This window comes from Paenibacillus sp. FJAT-26967 (genome assembly GCF_001541095.1).
Taxonomy (GTDB): domain Bacteria; phylum Bacillota; class Bacilli; order Paenibacillales; family NBRC-103111; genus Paenibacillus_F.
The window spans coordinates 192,603-209,773 of sequence record NZ_LMXH01000001.1; the positions used below are offsets into that span (position 1 = coordinate 192,603).

At 49.7% G+C, this 17,171-nt stretch carries 17 protein-coding genes and 2 riboswitches; of the genes, 13 read left to right on the top strand and 4 right to left on the bottom strand.

Annotation, left to right across the window (positions count from 1 at the left end; genetic code table 11):
- Positions 1-133 precede the first annotated feature (133 nt).
- The 3 genes from AR333_RS00880 to AR333_RS00890 all read right to left on the bottom strand — a co-directional run bounded on the left by AR333_RS00880 (position 134) and on the right by AR333_RS00890 (position 3,447).
- On the bottom strand, positions 134-1,186 hold the full coding sequence (locus tag AR333_RS00880; protein WP_068773472.1) for an HD-GYP domain-containing protein: 1,053 nt from the start codon (positions 1,184-1,186) through the stop codon (positions 134-136).
- Positions 1,187-1,566: 380 nt separating this feature from the next.
- Positions 1,567-2,640, bottom strand: coding sequence for a ThiF family adenylyltransferase (locus tag AR333_RS00885; RefSeq protein WP_068773473.1), 1,074 nt, complete (start codon positions 2,638-2,640; stop codon positions 1,567-1,569).
- Positions 2,641-2,688: 48 nt separating this feature from the next.
- On the bottom strand, positions 2,689-3,447 hold the full coding sequence (locus tag AR333_RS00890) for a molybdenum cofactor biosynthesis protein MoaE (protein ID WP_068773474.1): 759 nt from the start codon (positions 3,445-3,447) through the stop codon (positions 2,689-2,691).
- 161 nt (positions 3,448-3,608) lie between these two features.
- On the opposite strand from AR333_RS00890, the gene AR333_RS00895 reads away from it, so the two are divergent.
- The 12 genes from AR333_RS00895 (at position 3,609) to AR333_RS00950 (ending at position 14,692) form a co-directional block, all read left to right on the top strand.
- Positions 3,609-5,078 carry a bifunctional UDP-sugar hydrolase/5'-nucleotidase gene (locus AR333_RS00895; RefSeq protein ID WP_068773475.1) on the top strand — a complete coding sequence of 490 codons (1,470 nt, stop codon included), beginning with the start codon at positions 3,609-3,611 and terminating at the stop codon, positions 5,076-5,078.
- Between the two features lie 161 nt (positions 5,079-5,239).
- Positions 5,240-6,070 (top strand): undecaprenyl-diphosphate phosphatase, encoded by an 831-nt coding sequence (locus AR333_RS00900; RefSeq protein ID WP_068773476.1) that lies wholly within the window; start codon positions 5,240-5,242, stop codon positions 6,068-6,070.
- 125 nt (positions 6,071-6,195) lie between these two features.
- Entirely contained in the window at positions 6,196-7,284 is a 1,089-nt protein-coding gene (locus AR333_RS00905) for an HD-GYP domain-containing protein (protein ID WP_068773477.1), read from the top strand.
- Positions 7,285-7,369: 85 nt separating this feature from the next.
- Positions 7,370-7,711: a hypothetical protein gene (locus tag AR333_RS00910; protein ID WP_068773478.1), complete on the top strand. Its 342-nt coding sequence runs from the start codon at positions 7,370-7,372 to the stop codon at positions 7,709-7,711.
- A 98-nt stretch (positions 7,712-7,809) separates the two neighbouring features.
- Positions 7,810-8,922 carry a radical SAM/CxCxxxxC motif protein YfkAB gene (gene yfkAB / locus AR333_RS00915; protein ID WP_068775077.1) on the top strand — a complete coding sequence of 371 codons (1,113 nt, stop codon included), beginning with the start codon at positions 7,810-7,812 and terminating at the stop codon, positions 8,920-8,922.
- A 73-nt stretch (positions 8,923-8,995) separates the two neighbouring features.
- Positions 8,996-10,318: a hemolysin family protein gene (locus tag AR333_RS00920; protein ID WP_172798814.1), complete on the top strand. Its 1,323-nt coding sequence runs from the start codon at positions 8,996-8,998 to the stop codon at positions 10,316-10,318.
- 17 nt (positions 10,319-10,335) lie between these two features.
- Positions 10,336-11,382, top strand: a complete 1,047-nt coding sequence (ytvI, locus tag AR333_RS00925) for a sporulation integral membrane protein YtvI (RefSeq protein WP_068773480.1) — start codon at positions 10,336-10,338, stop codon at positions 11,380-11,382.
- 240 nt (positions 11,383-11,622) lie between these two features.
- Positions 11,623-11,826, top strand: a complete 204-nt coding sequence (locus AR333_RS00930; protein ID WP_068773481.1) for a spore coat associated protein CotJA — start codon at positions 11,623-11,625, stop codon at positions 11,824-11,826.
- Between the two features lie 47 nt (positions 11,827-11,873).
- Positions 11,874-12,140, top strand: a complete 267-nt coding sequence (locus AR333_RS00935) for a spore coat protein CotJB (RefSeq protein ID WP_068773482.1) — start codon at positions 11,874-11,876, stop codon at positions 12,138-12,140.
- 92 nt (positions 12,141-12,232) lie between these two features.
- Positions 12,233-12,802: a manganese catalase family protein gene (locus AR333_RS00940; protein WP_068773483.1), complete on the top strand. Its 570-nt coding sequence runs from the start codon at positions 12,233-12,235 to the stop codon at positions 12,800-12,802.
- A gap of 273 nt (positions 12,803-13,075) precedes the next feature.
- Positions 13,076-13,276, top strand: coding sequence for a hypothetical protein (locus AR333_RS00945; RefSeq protein WP_068773484.1), 201 nt, complete (start codon positions 13,076-13,078; stop codon positions 13,274-13,276).
- A gap of 253 nt (positions 13,277-13,529) precedes the next feature.
- Positions 13,530-13,717: riboswitch (cyclic di-AMP (ydaO/yuaA leader) on the top strand.
- 12 nt (positions 13,718-13,729) lie between these two features.
- Positions 13,730-14,692 (top strand): 3D domain-containing protein, encoded by a 963-nt coding sequence (locus tag AR333_RS00950; protein WP_068773485.1) that lies wholly within the window; start codon positions 13,730-13,732, stop codon positions 14,690-14,692.
- Between the two features lie 72 nt (positions 14,693-14,764).
- Here the strand turns inward: AR333_RS00950 and AR333_RS00955 are convergent, their stop codons facing one another.
- On the bottom strand, positions 14,765-15,820 hold the full coding sequence (locus AR333_RS00955; protein WP_068773486.1) for a polysaccharide deacetylase family protein: 1,056 nt from the start codon (positions 15,818-15,820) through the stop codon (positions 14,765-14,767).
- A 146-nt stretch (positions 15,821-15,966) separates the two neighbouring features.
- Positions 15,967-16,109: riboswitch (cyclic di-AMP (ydaO/yuaA leader) on the top strand.
- Between the two features lie 3 nt (positions 16,110-16,112).
- Between AR333_RS00955 and AR333_RS00960 the strand changes: the two genes are divergently transcribed.
- Positions 16,113-16,988 (top strand): NlpC/P60 family protein, encoded by an 876-nt coding sequence (locus tag AR333_RS00960; RefSeq protein WP_068773487.1) that lies wholly within the window; start codon positions 16,113-16,115, stop codon positions 16,986-16,988.
- Positions 16,989-17,171: the final 183 nt, after the last annotated feature.

Below are 17,171 nucleotides of genomic sequence, written 5' to 3' on the forward strand. Positions count from 1 at the left end.
TTAAAATAACGTGTGCTCAAAACCGGGAATTTATCCGGCATGTTTTCCAGCGGTTATTAATTAGTGTAACACAAAACAGCCGAACGGCTCTTGGAGAAGAGGCGCCGGCTGTACAATTCGAATCTGGGTAGTATTAGTGAATAGAGATAGAGATGATTTCCAGATCAGGACGATGAGTCAGATCAATAAATTCTTCATCAACCTGGACTAGCGGACGGAAAAAGTCATTCGGGAAGGTCATCACGATGATTCCGGAACTGCCATCCGAGAGGGTTGCTTTTTTGCCGATGAAGTTAGGAATCATGTTGGCGATAAACACATGCACCGCTTCCGCATCAAGCTCCCCGAAACTCATTCTATGAAGTTCCTTCAATACGTAGAGCTGGTCTTTCTTCTGCTGATAAGAACGATTGCTGATCATAGCGCTGTATACATCGGCTACCGCTACAATTTTGGCTGCAGGGTGGATGGCTTCCGCTGTTTTTCCTAACGGATAACCAGAGCCGTTCATGCGCTCATGATGCTGTAAAGCGACGAGAGCAGGCAGTTCTTCGCCGATCGACTTGCGGATAATATCATACCCGTAAACCGTATGCTTGCGCATTTCATTGAACTCTTCTTCGCTCAGCTTGCCGGCTTTCTGCAGCATATCGAAATCAATCTTGCATTTCCCGATATCGTGAAGATATCCGGCCCGGCCGATCTGATGTGCTTCCTTATCGGAGTTGCCCAGCCAAAGTGCGATAAAATAAGAAAGAATGCCTACTTGCACACTGTGCTGATATGTATAATCATCGCGGCTATCGAGGCAGAGCAGAAGATTGACGACGTCCTTCTCTTCCCTGACTGTAGTGATCAGAGGAGCAAAATGCTTGTTGACGGTCTCCTCTTCTATTTTACCGGAATTCATGACGTCTGCGAACAGATCTTTGATACCGTTAATTGCGGTTTGAAACGATTCTTCATGACGAAAGATTTCCTTTGTGGCGGCGTTTTCATCTTGCTGAGGATTCTCGGGCAGCGGACGTGATTTAATATCGACATATTCAATTTGATGCTTGCTTAATTTAAGGATGTCGAACTCGTCCACTTGTGTATTGGCTGGTAAGATGTTCAATCCAACGGAATTGAACGTATCATGGGTAAGCCGGTCACCCACCTGAAGTTCTGCTATATGAATTCTCATTGAATTCATTCACCTTTTTCCCAAAAATTCTCAATCACCTTAATAATATCAGCAAAGACAGCGTTCTTGCAATGAAACCTCTTCCAATTTTCGGAATTATTTAATGCGATTCGACCTAAGAAAAGAGAGAGGATAAGATGGCAAGCGGCTGGAAAAAAGCATGAGATTAGGTATGAGATCAAGCATGAGAATAAAGGCTTTTCAACAAAGAAACGAATATGCGAAGAAGTTGGCAGGGAGTGCGCACTGCTGTCCCTATCTCTATAGTATTGGGTCCCATATAAAGGGAATCGGCAGAAGAGAGACATCAAATAATTAAATGCATTCCTATAAAAAACAGCGGTCTCCCGCTAATCTCAAGAGGACACGCTGTCTCGGTCTTACATGCCGATATACCGGCTGTATATAGTTTTGGCCGCTGCGGGGTCACTAACCCCTTGAATTAATACTCTCCCGTCCGGGAAAATCACGAGCGTAACTTCATCGCTCGGATGGAAACGGAGCAGGAAACGGTTCCTGCTGACTCCCCCGAGCGGCGATAAGCGCCGCTCCCACTGGTCCAGGGTAATAACGGGTGCCTGGACAGGAAGGATCTGGACAGAGTCGCGGCCGCACAGCGTCTGGATGGTCTCACCCTCGATTTCGGCATCGAGGTACTCGAATTTCCGGTGCGCGCATGCGGGACAATCCTGCTTGCGCGCACCGGCCACATCAACCGACGAATACTGGTTGTACCAGAGGTCCCACTGCTGCATGCGGAGGTTGACATGCTCGCGGTCCCCGATCAGGAGCTTCATCGCTTCAGTTGCCTGATAGGAAGCGACCATATGAATGATCGGGCCGATCACACCGGCGGTGTCGCATGTATCCGCTGCGCCGTGAGCCGGTGCTGCGCCGAACAGGCAGCGCAGGCAAGGCGTCTGGCCGGGCACGATCGCAAGCGATACGCCCCGTGAAGCGACGGCGCCGCCGTAGATCCACGGAATGCCGTATTTCACGCTGACGTCGTTGATCAGGAAGCGGACGGAGAAATTATCCGTCCCGTCCAGAATCAGATCAACGCCTGTCAGCAGGTCATCGGCATTCAAGAGGCTCAGATCGCCGACATGCGCTTCGATGTCGACGAGAGAGTTGATCCGCGCAAGCTTGGCTGCCGCGGCTGCGGCTTTGGGCTGCGCCTGGCGCGCATCTTCTTCGTCATAGAGCATCTGCCGCTGCAGATTGCTCTCCTCGACGAAGTCGCGGTCGATCAGGCGCACATAGCCGACTCCGGCGCGAACCATGTGGTTCGCGAGGACGGTGCCGAGGGCGCCGAGGCCGACGATTGCAACGCGAGACTGACTCAGCGTGCGCTGGCCTGTTTCGCCTATGGGCTTAAACAGTACGTGGCGCGAATACCTGGACGGGACCGTCTCAGGTTTGATTTCATCCGGAGGAAGTTGCACAATCCTCATTCCTTTCTACTATAGAAGTGACATAATAAGCGGCGCAGTTTGCCGCGGTCATTTCAAGACCGGGTCCAGTGGGTTCCATTCTCCGGATGCATACCCTTTCCACTCGGAACCGTCCTCATGAATCTCTTTTTTCCAAACCGGAAGAATCTGCTTCACTCGCTCGATCGCATAGCGGCTGGCTTCGTAACACGCCGCCCGGTGAGGCGTTGATACCGCAATGACAAGGCTGCTTTCGCCTATCGCAACAGGGCCCAGGCGGTGGGTCATAGCACAGCGTGCTCCCGGCCAGCGTCCGGCGATCTCCTCGCCGATCGTTCTCATGGTTATAAGGGCCATGGGTTCATATGCCTCGTATTCCAGCAGGACAGTACGCTGCCCATCTGTATGCTCCCGTGTCGTGCCGATGAAGAGGAGCGTGGCCCCGCAGTCGGGATGAGCCGTCCTGGCTGCGACTTGATCCGCATCAATGGGACTGCGGGTCAGTGCATAGGGGGAGGAGTCTTCTGCCTCTTTCTCCTTATTGGCGCTTCGATCTTTGCCGCTGCCGCCCGATACCGGCGGGATCAGAGCCAGCTCGTCCGTTACGGCAACCGGTTCTTCTGGTGCAGCGTAAGTATGATTCTTGGCTAGGAAGCAGTGGGCCAGCAGGGATCCCGCTTCGGGAAATTGACGGCTCATTTCTTCCAGCAGCTGCTGTACCTTGACGGTATCACTTCCGCCAGCTGTCTTCTCATCTATAGACAGATCGACAAAAGGCCTGCCGAGCACATCGGCCAGACCTGCAAAAAGACGTATTCGGAACGTCATGAACGGTCACACTCCCGCAACTTGCATTTACCACTAGCATATCATACGATTTGATGAAAATGATATAATGAGGCAACCAGTGTCTTGCGGCTAATCTTACATAACAGCAATCGGAAGTGCATATTTTTAAAAGAGACAGGCTTTCCTGCGGAGGTGAGAGGATGACCACAAACCGTCAATCGACACAGACTTTACGGATTCTTCATACGAATGACCTGCACAGTCATTTTGAGCAGATGCCTAAGATAGCCTCTTGCTTCAAAGAACTGAAGCGCCGCTATGCAGGCGAAGCTATATTGACGCTCGATATTGGCGATCACATGGACCGGATGCGGCTTGAAACAGAAGGTACGAACGGTTCCGCCAACATAGAAGTGATGAACGCTACAGGTTACGAGGCGATGGTCCCGGGCAACAACGAGGGGCTGACCTACGATCATGAATCACTTAGAGAGCTATTTGAAAAACAGGCCCTTTTTCCGGTTATCGGAAGCAACATCGAGGATAGCGTTACAGGTGAGACGCCGGGGTGGATGCTTCCGTATCATCTCATCCGAAAAGGAGAGCTGACAGTCGGTCTCATCGGCCTGACGGCCGCATTTACGGATTATTACCAGCTCCTCGGCTGGAATGTCCGTGATCCGATGGAATCGGCAGCTTGGTGGGTCCAGAAGCTCCGTCCGCAGTGCGACGTGCTTATTGTCCTGTCTCATTTGGGGATTCGGTACGACGAGCGTCTTGCCGGGGAAATCGACGGAATTGATGTGATTCTCGGCGCTCATACGCACCATTTGCTCCAGGAGCCTCTTCTTATCCGAAATACGCTGGTATGTGCAGCAGGGAAGTACGGGAACTACGTCGGTGAAGTGAAAGTAGAAGTCGATTTGACCTGGCGGCGTATACTCCGGATGAGCGGATGCGTCCACACGATGTCCGGGTGGGAAGACGATCCGGTCATCCAGGAGATTCTAAGCCGCAACATGGAGCTTGGCAGGCGTGCTCTGGATATCCATGTTGCGGAGCTGGCCGGGCCTCTCGAACTTGACTGGTACCGGGAGTCCGCGCTCGGCAACCTGCTGGCCTCCGCGCTGCGCCGCTGGATGAGCGCCGAGATCGGCCTGGTCAACGCCGGACAGCTCCTGCGCGGACTTGCGGCAGGACCCGTCACGCTGGGCCATCTGCTCGCCATCTGTCCCGGTCCTATTAATCCCTGCCGCGTTAAGCTGGCGGGAGACAAGCTGCGGCAGGCTCTGGAGGAGTCGCTGCTGCGGGAATTTCAAGATAAGCCGATCCGCGGCTACGGCTTCCGCGGAGAAGTGCTCGGCATGCTCTGTATCGATGGAATGACAGTCCGTTACGATCCGGAAGGTGAACCGATGAACCGGATCAAGGAAGCGTTCATTGGGGATGAACCGCTTCAAGACCGCCGGATTTACAGCGTCGGAATGATCGACATGTTTACTTTCGGCGTCGGCTACATGTCTCTGAGCGAAGGCAGCGATGTGGAGTATCTGCTGCCGGAACTTCTGCGGGATCTCCTTCGTGAAGAGCTTCGATCGGGGGAGCATTTGGACGAAGCGGATGAGCCTAGGTGGTATCCTCTTGCCGGTAAACAGCCGCTGCAGGAATGATATGCCGGCTGACCTACTGCCGGCTTCCGCGGTCGGGAGAAGGCCGGCTGATTTCTTGTTCTATTGTAAGCTGACTTTAAATACGACTAGGCGCGTGCGGGACTTGCCGGTCAGCAGCAAGTCAGAATATCGAATACTACCCAAATTACTAGGGGGAGACTATGTACAGTCTGTGGATTGCTGCGATTATCGGAATTATTGAAGGACTGACGGAATTTCTTCCGGTTTCCTCAACCGGACACATGATTCTGGCCCAGTCTTTACTTGGGGTCCATGAAGATGAGCCCCTCATGAAGACCTTTACCATCGTGATTCAGCTCGGAGCGATACTGGCTGTTGTGATTGTGTACTGGAGACGTATTCTGCGTATTGTCGGAATAGATCGTGAGCCTGTACCTGTCAAGGCGGGAGAGTCCCGGCTGTCGCTGGTTCACATTCTGCTCGGAATTGTGCCGGCTATGCTGATTGCCTTTTTATTTGATGATCTGATCGAGACGTACTTATTCTCACCGCACACTGTTGTCGTATCGCTTATTCTCGGTGGTATTCTGATGATTGCGGCAGAGAAGAAAATGGAACGTAATGAGGCTCCGGTTGTCGAGGATATGGATGGCATATCGCTCCGTCAAGCCTTACTTATCGGGCTGTACCAATGTCTGGCTGTGCTGATTCCAGGCTTTTCGCGTTCGGGAGCCACGATGGCGGGAGGCATGCTGCACGGCGTCAGTCGTAAGGCGGGGGCGGATTTTACTTTCATTATGGCCGTACCGATTATGTTTGCCGCCAGTTCCTATTCGCTGCTGAAAAGCTACAAGAACTTCACGGCGGATGATATCCTTTTCTTCTTGACGGGATTTGTTGTTTCCTTCCTTGTCGCTCTGCTGGCAATCGTTACGTTTATCCGATTTGTGCAGCGCATGAAGCTGACCTATTTCTCTTATTACCGGTTTGCATTAGCCGCAATTTTTATCGTTTATTTATACTTCATTTGACTATTTTGTGTGATGGCCGGGAACCGCGTCGAAAAAACGCGGTTTTTGTATTGCTCTTTCCAAAAATATCTTATACAGTAAGAGAATAGAGAGAAACATTCCAGAAACGTGGGGTTACGAATACTATGCGGCTTTTTCCCATCAGCATGTGCCGTGCCGGTATGAAGCTGGGCAAGCACATTTATAATGAACAAGGTATGGTACTGCTGGCTGAAGGTGTCGAGTTGACACAGCCGCTCCTGGACCGCCTGGATCGTCATGGAATTAACTACCTGTATATTCAGGATTCCTTAACGGACGATATCGTTCACGTAGAGCTGATTTCCGAGGAGAACAAGAATAAGCTTCTCAGAGAAATCCGGAGTTCGTTCCGCAAACTGGCGAACGATCCGGGACGCAGAACATTAGCGAGCTATCATCATTTCGGCAAAACGTTCCGTTTGCATATGGACAGTCTGATTGAAGATTTGTCCAGACATGGTGACGCGATGATTATGCTGTCTGATATCCAGATTAAGGACAATTATTTGTATCAGCATTCACTTAATGTGTGTATGTATGCCACCATGCTCGGGATGAGTCATGGTTACGGGAAGGATGAATTAATGACTTTGGGGCTGGGCGCCCTGCTTCACGATATAGGCAAGACACAAATACCGGATGAAATCCTGTGCAAACCGACCCAACTATCGGATTCGGAATTCACCGAGATGCAGAATCATACCGTCTACGGGTATCGGATTCTCAAGGAGGAACCTAACATTCCCCTTCTGTCGGCGCATTGTGCCTTCCAGCATCATGAACGAATGAACGGAAGCGGGTATCCCCGCGGTATCAAAGGGGATGAAATCCACCCTTATGCGAAATGGATCGCGATGGTGGATTCTTACGATGCTTTGACTACCCACCGGGTGTACCGGCCGGCTTTGCTGCCCCATGAGGCATTAGAAGTGATTATGGGCGGCGCCAACACCCTGTATGATCCGGATATGGTGAATTTATTCCGGGATAAGGTGGCGATTTACCCGCTGGGGGTAACGGTGTCTCTATGTACGGGTGAAATTGGGGTTGTCGTAGATTTGAATGCCTCTATGCCGCAGCGGCCGGTAATCCGCATTATTGAGAATCAGCGGAGGGAACCGCTTAAAGTTCCTTATGAGGTCGATTTGTCCAAGCAATTATCCATTATGATAACCAGTATCAATCCGACCTGATACCGCATTATACTTTACGCCGAAACTCCCTTAGGGGAGTTTTTGTCTATTTCCGGATGAGAGCCGCTGATAAAAAAGGAATGAAATGGACCATACTAGGAAGGTTATCTTTTCTCTTCATAGCCTTGAAGTCACAAATCATACGGAGTGGATAGTACTCCGCTTAAGCGCGGTTCCGCGAATTTCCCGAATACGCCCTGCGGTCGATACGCTCGCCCGTAAGCTTCGGGAACCGGACGGGGGGCTGGAGACGCTTATTACGAGAGGGTCTGCATTCAAGCTCGACATGCCAAGCCGGATTCAAGACCAACTGCGAGTGGTAATTATATTTGTTCTTGGTGTAGTGTTCTGCCTGCTGCTTCCTTCGCTTATGAAGCTGCTGCGGAGTGTGGTTTATTTCATTTTTCAACGGCATCAGGTACAATAGAGGGCATATGTCCGCTATAGGCGGGGTATAACAGGGGGATCCTAGCGATCGCCCAATTTTGTTACCGGATGTGAACCCAATTGATTAATGAACCGACGATGAACCGTACCTGGACCGAACTCTCCCCTTCTTATGATCCGTGGGACCCGATTCGTTCGCTGAGACAGTACGGACGCCATACTTTAACGAGTGTAGAATTTACAGTATCCAACTTATGCAATATGCGGTGCGAACATTGCGCGGTGGGCGATACGCTCGTCATGCAGGAGGGGCCTAAGCTTCCTCTGGCCGATGCGCTGCGTAAGCTGGACGAAGTGGAACACCTGGAGACGATCAGTATAACAGGCGGAGAGCCGACTTTTTCCGTGAAGACGGTGAAAGACTATATGGTTCCGCTTCTCCGCTATGCGCATGAACGCGGGGTGCGCACTCAAATCAATTCGAACCTGACACTCGATCTGGAGCGCTATGAATGGATCGCTCCATATCTGGATGTCATGCACATTTCGTTCAATTACACGAATGCCGAGGATTTTCACGAAGTCGGTTTTGTAAGATCGGGCCGGCCTGTCGGGATCAAGGCAGCCAGCCGGCTCTATGAGCGCATGCTGGAGAACGCCGCCGCTCTAAGCAAAGGAGGCATGTTCATTTCTGCGGAGTCGATGCTGAACACCCGGACTCATGATAATATTTCGGAGATCCATAGGCTGATTGTCGAGATGGGATGCAGACGCCATGAAGTGCATCCGATGTATCCGAGTTCTTTTGCATCGAATCTGCCGATTCTCTCATTGGACCAGATGCGTGAGACGATTCACCGGCTTCTGGACAGTCGTGATCCGGACATGTGGATTCTCCTCGGTACGCTGCCGTTCTTTGCCTGCAGTTCTTCGGAGGAGGATCAGATGCTTCTTCGCCGTTTGCGTAATGAACCGAACGTTACGGTCCGCAATGATCCGGATGGCCGTAACCGTCTCAATGTCAATATGTTTACAGGCGACATTTACGTTACAGACTTTGCAGATGTACCTGCTCTAGGCAATTTATCTAATGACCGGCTGGAAGAGGTGTTTGACCGCTGGATTCAGCACCCGCTCAGCCGTACTGTCGACTGTCATTGCCCGGCGGCCGCATGCTGCGGTCCGAATCTGCTCGTAGCGAATTCTTATTATCCGGGTGAAGATTTTACCCGCCGCATAGCAATCATCTGACGACAGAATTCTAGCTGCAAAGGAGACGTATACATTGGGGAGTACATTTGAATGGGATAAAATAATTCTGAATATGTCCTTGGTGTTGATACTGGTCCTGCTCAACGGATTTTTCGTGGCTGCGGAGTTTGCCTTAGTCAAAGTACGGCAAACTAAGCTGCAGCAGTATGTAAGCGAAGGAAATAAAAGAGCTAAATTTGCATATGCCGTTACCAAAAAACTGGATGCCTATTTGTCTGCAACCCAGCTTGGTATTACACTGGCCTCCCTCGGTCTTGGCTGGGTAGGGGAAAAGGCAATCGCCCATCTCATTATTGAACCTTTCTTTCAAATGTTAAATTGGCATAACTCGGTTCTATCCGGAACCATATCGCTGATTCTTTCATTCTCTATCGTAACCTTCCTGCACATTGTACTTGGGGAGCTTACGCCGAAGTCGCTTGCAATCCGCAAACCGGATCAAGTGTCTTTGTGGACCTCTGCTCCTCTTATGTATTTCTATAAAATCTTCCTGCCCGCAATCTGGGTATTGAACGGTGCTGCCAACCTGCTTCTGAAAATGATCGGGGTTCAGCCTGCTACAGAGCATGAAGCTGCGCATACGGAAGAAGAAATCCGCATATTGATGTATCAGAGCACTCGAAGCGGACACATTGACCGTGATGAAATGAAGCTGTTCGATAATATCTTCGATTTCTCTGACCGGATCGCCCGTGAAGTTATGCTTCCACGTCTGGATATGGACTGTTTATTTATGGATCAGCCGCTGGAAGAGAACCTTAAGCTCATCAACGAGAAGAAGCATACCCGTTATCCGGTTGCTCTTGGGGATAAGGATCAGATCATCGGATTCGTCCATATTACGGACCTGCTGACAGATGATTTCAAGCTTCATCACGAGCTTCAGGCATTTATCCGTCCGATTCTGAGCGTGCCGGAATCGATGGAGATCAGCAGAGTGCTCAAGCTGATGCAGAAGAAACACTCCCAGCTTGCCATCGTGGTGGACGAGTATGGCGGTACAGCGGGGATGCTGGCGCTTGGGGATATTATTGAGGAGATCGTCGGTGAACTGCATGATGAGTTTGACGATGACGAACGTCCCGGTGTGGAAGTGAAAGATAATGTCACTTCCGTTGACGGACGTACACTCATTGCCGATCTGAATGTCCTGCTTCACTTGTCGATTGAGGACGATGAAGTGGATTCCATCGGCGGCTGGTTATTCAAGACGCTGGAAGGAGCGCCTGTCAAAGGTCGCAAAATCGAGTATGGAGATCATATCTTCGAAGTGGGCGAAGTGGATCGTCTGCGGATCACCCGGGTTCATATAACCAAGCCGGGTAATAAAAGCAAAACAGAGAAAGATGCTACCGCCGTTAACCCTGAACATTAAGGGGGAATGTCTTTCCGGTGTCGTGGAAAACAGCAGCGATTATGATTCTGGGGCTCTTGATGCTGTACGGCCTGTTTACGGTGGGCCTGCCGTTCTTGCTGGCTATTGTGACCGCCATGCTGCTCGAGCCTGTAGTAGCTCTTCTGATGAGGCTGCTTAGAATGGGCCGTTTTACAGCCGTATCTTTAGTCAGTACACTTTTTACTGTGCTGACCCTGGGATTATTTTCCCTGATCGGAGCCAAGGCATTTGTAGAATTTATGAATCTGTGGGGCAGAATTCCCGCTTATATCGGCGAAGCGAGCCTTTATCTGGAGGATGCCGCCTCTCATGCACGTATGAGAGTGAACACGCTTTTCTCAAGCAACGACACACAGGTCCAGCTCTGGCTCGAGAATGGACTGGCATCCGCCGCACAGGCCTTTCAGCGATTTGTCCTTATGCTATCCGATTCGTTCCTCGGAGCGGCTGCGGCCATTCCGAATTTCCTGATTCTTTTCGTGGTGTATCTGATCTCTCTGTATCTGATTTCTTATTCTCTGCCTGCTATGAAACATTCCCTGCTGCAGTTATTCGACGATCGTTCCCGCGAGAAAGTGGAGAATATGATGATTTCCCTGAGGCAAGCCCTCTTCGGCTTTATGTATGCCCAGGTGATGATGTCTATGCTGACGTATGTGCTCACACTGATCGGCCTGCTCTTTATCCGGACAGAGTATCCGCTGGCGATCGCCCTTCTCGTGATGTTCATGGAATTCGTCCCGGTAATCGGAACCGGGCTCGTGTTCATTCCTTGGGCCATTTACAGGCTGCTGCTTGGCGATCCGGCGATGGCGACACAGATTTTCCTGCTCTTTGTGGTGATCACAATCGTCCGGCGTGTTATCGAACCTAAGATTCTAAGTAATTCTGTAGGAATCAGCGCCTTGGCTGCCATGGTCAGCCTGTATGTCGGCTTCGAGCTGATGGGGGTTGCCGGTATGTTCCTGGGACCTCTGGTCATCATTCTGATTCAAACCATGCGGCAGGTAGGGCTGCTGCATTTTAAGATTAATCTGGATTAAGCTATTTTTTTGTATGAAGCAAAAGAGCTTGTCCGCTCGAGTTCATGGGAACTCGGGCGGGCAGGCTCTTTTTTGAAGGAGATAGTAAAGTTCAAAGTTCACGAGCTCGTCCACACATGTTCCGGTTTATCCGGGCATAAAAATGAAGGGGGTGAATCAGGCATACGCCAATCCCGCCCATAGGCGATGCCCTAAGTTAAAAGGAGTGGAAAGAAAATTTCCGGATAAGGAGGATGACCGATGAATCCACAAGTCAGGATGTATGTCCCGTTCAGGGGGCCGTTTGATCCGTGTCCGCCTATCGGTGTCAAAACCTATGTAACGCCGCCCAATTTATTCATTCAGTTCCAGCCGATGGGTCTGCCGCAGTTTAGTCCTTATGAAGCGTTGACACTGGGAACTCTTTGGCCCGATCTTTACAGCAATTATCATCCGAGACGATAAGGAGACTAAAGTGCGGTGACTACAGAAGGCGAAAGGAGAAGAAATTGATGACGATACAGCTAGACGAGAATTATTACCGGATGCTCACCGATCTGCAGGCCGCTGATTTTGTTCTGGTTGAACTGACTTTATATCTGGACACCCATCCCACGGACAGGGCAGCCCTGCAGCAGTTTAATGATTTCTCTATGAAAAGGCAAAAGCTGGCCTATGAATTCCAGCTTGTCTATGGTCCCCTTACCCAGTTCGGACAAAGCGGCCCTCCCCAGAACAGCTGGCGGTGGGCACAGGATCCCTGGCCTTGGCAGGTATAGATACCCGGGCATAGAGTTTACATGATTGGGGCAGGCACGCAAGTAGGATGTCCATAACAAGCACAGGAGTGCGCAAGATAGGGAGGATTTCTATGTGGATATACGAGAAAAAGCTGCAGTACCCGGTCCGTGTAAGCAAATGCGATCCGCACATGGCGAAGCTGCTGATCGAACAGTACGGGGGTGCGGACGGGGAACTTGCTGCCGCGCTGCGCTACTTGAACCAGCGGTACACGATTCCGGACAAAGTAATCGGACTGCTGACCGATATCGGGACAGAGGAATTCGCGCATCTCGAAATGATTGCGACGATGATATACAAGCTGACTAAAGATGCAACGCCTGATCAGCTTAAAGCGGCTGGGCTCGGTGATTATTACGTGAACCACGATTCCGCCCTCTATTATCAGAATGCGGCCGGAGTGCCTTGGACTGCGGCCTATATTCAAGCCAAGGGCGATCCGATTGCTGATTTATATGAAGATATAGCAGCAGAGGAAAAAGCCCGTGCGACCTATCAGTGGCTGATTGATTTAACCGATGACGTCGATTTACAGGATGGGTTAAAATTTCTGCGAGAGCGGGAAATCATCCATTCCATGCGTTTCAGGGAGGCCGTAGAAATTTTAAAATGCGAGCGGGAAGCCCAGAAAATATTTTAATTCGGGTCTTAAAAGCGGAAACCGACTCTGTCGGAAATTCCGTTTTTCTTATGTTATATGGAAATTTTTTATAAACTTACTAATTAACCGTAACTTATTACTCTCTGGAGCTGTCTATAATTTATAGAAGTATAAGATTGTCCTAACTAGTGAGATGTCTGCAGCTTAGAATTATTGCCGCTAATTTTCTTGGATTTTGTTGAAATGGGAATATGAAGTTCGTTCTCTGCGGAGCAGGCAGATACAAGAACGGACAAGGAGGTTGCTTTTTACATGGGAATCGCTTTAAGTTTATTGATTGGATTGCTTGTTCTTGCAGCAGTAGCCGTAAGTTTGCGTAAACCTAACGAATTCAAACACCTGGAAGGACCTTCCTTCCGGCCCTATGATGAGATTATGGCGGGAAAAACAGCCCCTTCCGTAGAAGCTACAAGTGCTTCCGCCTATGCTTCGCTTAAGGAAAAGCGGAAGTAAGACCCCGTCTTGACTTCTGTGAAAGATAGATGAGACGGGTATACAAAATGAGAATTTGATTAAAAGTGAATGAGTGTATTATGAAAACAGTGTTAATTCTTGAAGACTAGTGCGGACCGAAACGATACGTTGATGCATTACAATTTTTCTAGGGAATAGCGGGTTTTCATAAAGAATCTGTTTGATTAAAAAAATGAAAAATAAGTTAATTACCAATTTGTGTGTGTTTGATTGATAGTTTTCCTGTGATAGCTTGTGTATAGCGCCGAAACCTTTACGTTTCTGTTTGGATTTACAAAGAAGCTGGGGTGCGGGGGATGATTTTCGGATAGACGGGCAAGCCGCCCTCATAATCCGATTGGGGTGAACGCTGTCAGCAGCGTGGGCTACTTCTCAGCCCGAACCCGACAACTAACCTCGTAGGCAATACCGAGAAGGAGCGTACACACAGCTATGAAGTTCACACATCATTGGAAAAAAACATGCGCAGTACTTGTTCTTGGAGCCATCGTAACCTTATCGGGGGTACCGACCCGGGCTGCTGATGCTGCTAAGGCGGAGAGTCATTTACACTGGAAGTTGGCCAAATCCTTGCAGGAGGTCGCAATTCCCGCCAGTCTGAACTCGGAAGTAACATATAGGGATCCGTCTTTGCTGCTGTCCGGGACACAGACTATTATTCTCTCGGAATCTAGTTCTTTGTGGAATTTGGCAGCACAAGTTCAGATGGATGTGCTTGATCTGCTGGCTTTGAATCCGGAAGCCGACCCGCTGGATCTTCCTCAAGGGTTAAAGTTGAAAATTTTAAATGAGATTAATCTTCACCAACTATCGGATTTAAAAGCCGAGATTGTAACACCTCCAGTGCCGGCTGCAAAAGCAGCAGTTGATACCGTACCGAAAACGGCCGCGCTGCAAGCTTCCAAAGCTATTCAAAAGGCTGCGGAGCCTGATAAGAGCGCTGCGAAGCCGGTTAAGAAAGCGGCGGAGAAGAAGCCTGCCGCGAAGAAAACGCCGGTTAAGAAATCAGTACCCGCGAAGGCTGCTGCAAGTTCTAGCCGTGTCGTTACGACAGCGGCTGGCAAACAGATTCCTTACAAAAACATGCTTAACATCAAAGCGTCCGCTTATTCCGCGGACCCGAGTGAAAACGGCGGATATGCCGGCCTTGATTATTTCGGCAACAAATTGAAAGTCGGAACGATTGCGGTAGATCCTAAGGTCATTCCGCTCGGAACGACCGTGTATGTGACAGGCTATTCATTCGATGGCTTGCCGGCTAAAGGCATGATAGCTAAGGCAACGGATATCGGGGGCGCTATTAAAGGCAACCGAATTGATATATTTGTACCGGGATCCAAAGAAAAAGTGAACAATTTCGGATATCAGAACGTCAAAGTGTATATCCTTAAATAATCGCTTGTGGTGAGGGTGAGGGAGCTTAATGCTCCTTCACCCTTTTTGTGTCTTATTCAAGCGTCTCACGGTTTATTTGCTTTTAGTCGTTTGCAGAAGCTCGGGGATTGTAACAAGTTTATATCCTTCAGCTCTAAAATGACGGATTAATTGAGGCAGAGCCTCTACGGTTCCGCTCAGGTTGTGCTTCTCCGTGCCTCCGGCACTGTGCTGAAGAACAACCGATCCGGCATGTGCATGTCCCTGGACATTCTGAATCACCTCTTGACTTGCTAGACCCTTCCAATCCAAGGAATCGACATCCCAGTTTACGATGAGAAGCTGGCGATTGGCGATCCACTTTACCTGGTCCTCACTAATGGCTCCGTAAGGAGGACGGATAAGCTTGGGACTATAACCGGTTAGCGGTTTGAGTATATACTGCGTGTCCATTATTTGAGCTGCAAACTTATCTTCACTCAGCTTGGGGAAATAAGGGTGGCTGAATGAATGGTTGCCTACCACATGACCCTCTCTTACCATCCGTCTAATCAGTTCGGGATGCGCTTTGGCACGGCTGCCAATGACAAAAAAAGTAGCTTTTACCCGGTGCTCCCGGAGAATGTCCAGTATTTGCGGCGTGAATTTCAAATCCGGGCCATCGTCAAAGGTGAGCGCTATTTTACCGCCCCGCGAAGGACCTCTCAGGCGGAACACGGAAGGATATTTACGGTGTATTTCTGAGAGCGTAAGTTTGCGCTGGGCGCTCTGCTGCCTTTGCTCCGCCTGCTGAAGCTTTTGAACGGGAAGAGCGGGCTTTCGCACTGCTGATCTTGATTGTGCAGAGGGGCTGCTCTTTGGAAAAGGGATCTTCAGCGTTCTTTTGGTCCATTCAGCTGGAGCTTTGGCCGCCGGTGATGCGGAAGGCTTCACGGGCAAATCTCTAGGAATGTCGGGATCAGCAGGAGGATGCCAAAGCGCAGAAGGAGCTGGAGCTGGAGGTTCGGCTGTCAGGGAATGCGGAATATACCGGTTCGGATCCGGTTCCAATACAGCAGAATGAGGACTCGGATCTTTGACGGGAACGCATGCGGTCGCGCTTATGAAGAGGACTGCTGCTAATCCGGCTGCAGCTGTAAGCCGTTTCATTTTTAACCCTCCTTACGGTCCGTTTTCAGTAGTTTTAATTAACGGAAGGGTTTTTATCCGAGAGTTGTTGAAAAATGGACACAAGAAAAAGGGTTGTCCCGCTTTGTAAATTATGTTAACCTTTTGAAGAGTGTCATAGGACACAATTTCTACAAATGCCGAATCCGATGAATCAAAGCCATCGGTACGGGGGACTTTTCATTGGGGTGAATGCGTGTGATTTTACTAGCTAGGGAACCTCTCTTCCCGAACCCGTCAACTAACCTCGGAGGCTGCAAGGAGGAAAATAGTTTTGAAGATTTGGGTACAGAGCATCGTGGTTTCATGCGCAGTAGTAACAGCGGGTTTATTGTCGGCAACTGATGTTGAAGCATCCTCCGCACGCACCGCTAAGGTTCAGGTCAACGATACGCTAGTTAACACCGGAAGTTTAAAGCCTTTTATTGACTCCAGTAGTAATCTCATGATTCCGCTTCGGGTTGTTGCTGAAGATTTGGGAGCAAAAGTAGATTGGACACGCTCGGGGTCACAGATGAGTCTTACGGTGAATGGGAATGGACACAAAGTCACTTTTACAACGGGAGAAAAGACAGCTCTCGTGGATGGCAAGAAGATTACATTGCCGAGCAAAGCACAGTTTATTGACAGCACCGTCTATGTTCCGATGCGTTTTCTTGCGGATTCCTTGAACATCCGTGTACAGTGGGACGATAAGAACACCATTGCTATTTTTAACGAAGATGGTAAATATCATGCACCTGCATGGTATGCACCTAAACCGCCAGTTGTTCAAGCAGCAACGTCCAGCAGCTCCAAGGGCAGCACGATCCTTGAGACAGCCAATAAATACAAAGGCGTCCGCTATGTCTATGGTGGAACTACGCCATCCGGTTTTGATTGTTCGGGTTTTGTAGGCTACGTGTTTGACAAGCATGGAGTGGATTTACCAAGATCCTCCGCCAGCATGTACGCCCAGGCAGGATATAAAGTTTCGAGCCCGCAACCAGGTGATCTCGTATTCTTTGCAAGCAACTCCAAAATGCAACATGTCGGAATTTATGTCGGATCTAACAAGTTCATTTCAGCTACGAACGATGGTGTTACAGTGGACAGCTTAGGCAGTTCTTACTGGGGTTCCCGTTATGTGGGAGCTAAACGCGTCCTGTAAATATTGTACTTATTCTCTACTTACTAATTCAGCTATTTCATTTAGATGCCGTCCGGGTGCGACCGGGCGGTTTTTTGCTGTTTTTGGACTTATTCTTATAACGATCGGGGACTCACAAAAGTTTCGCCATGAATCTGTTCATTTCACTAGAAAATTAAGTAAGATAGTAAGCTAAGCGTCGTT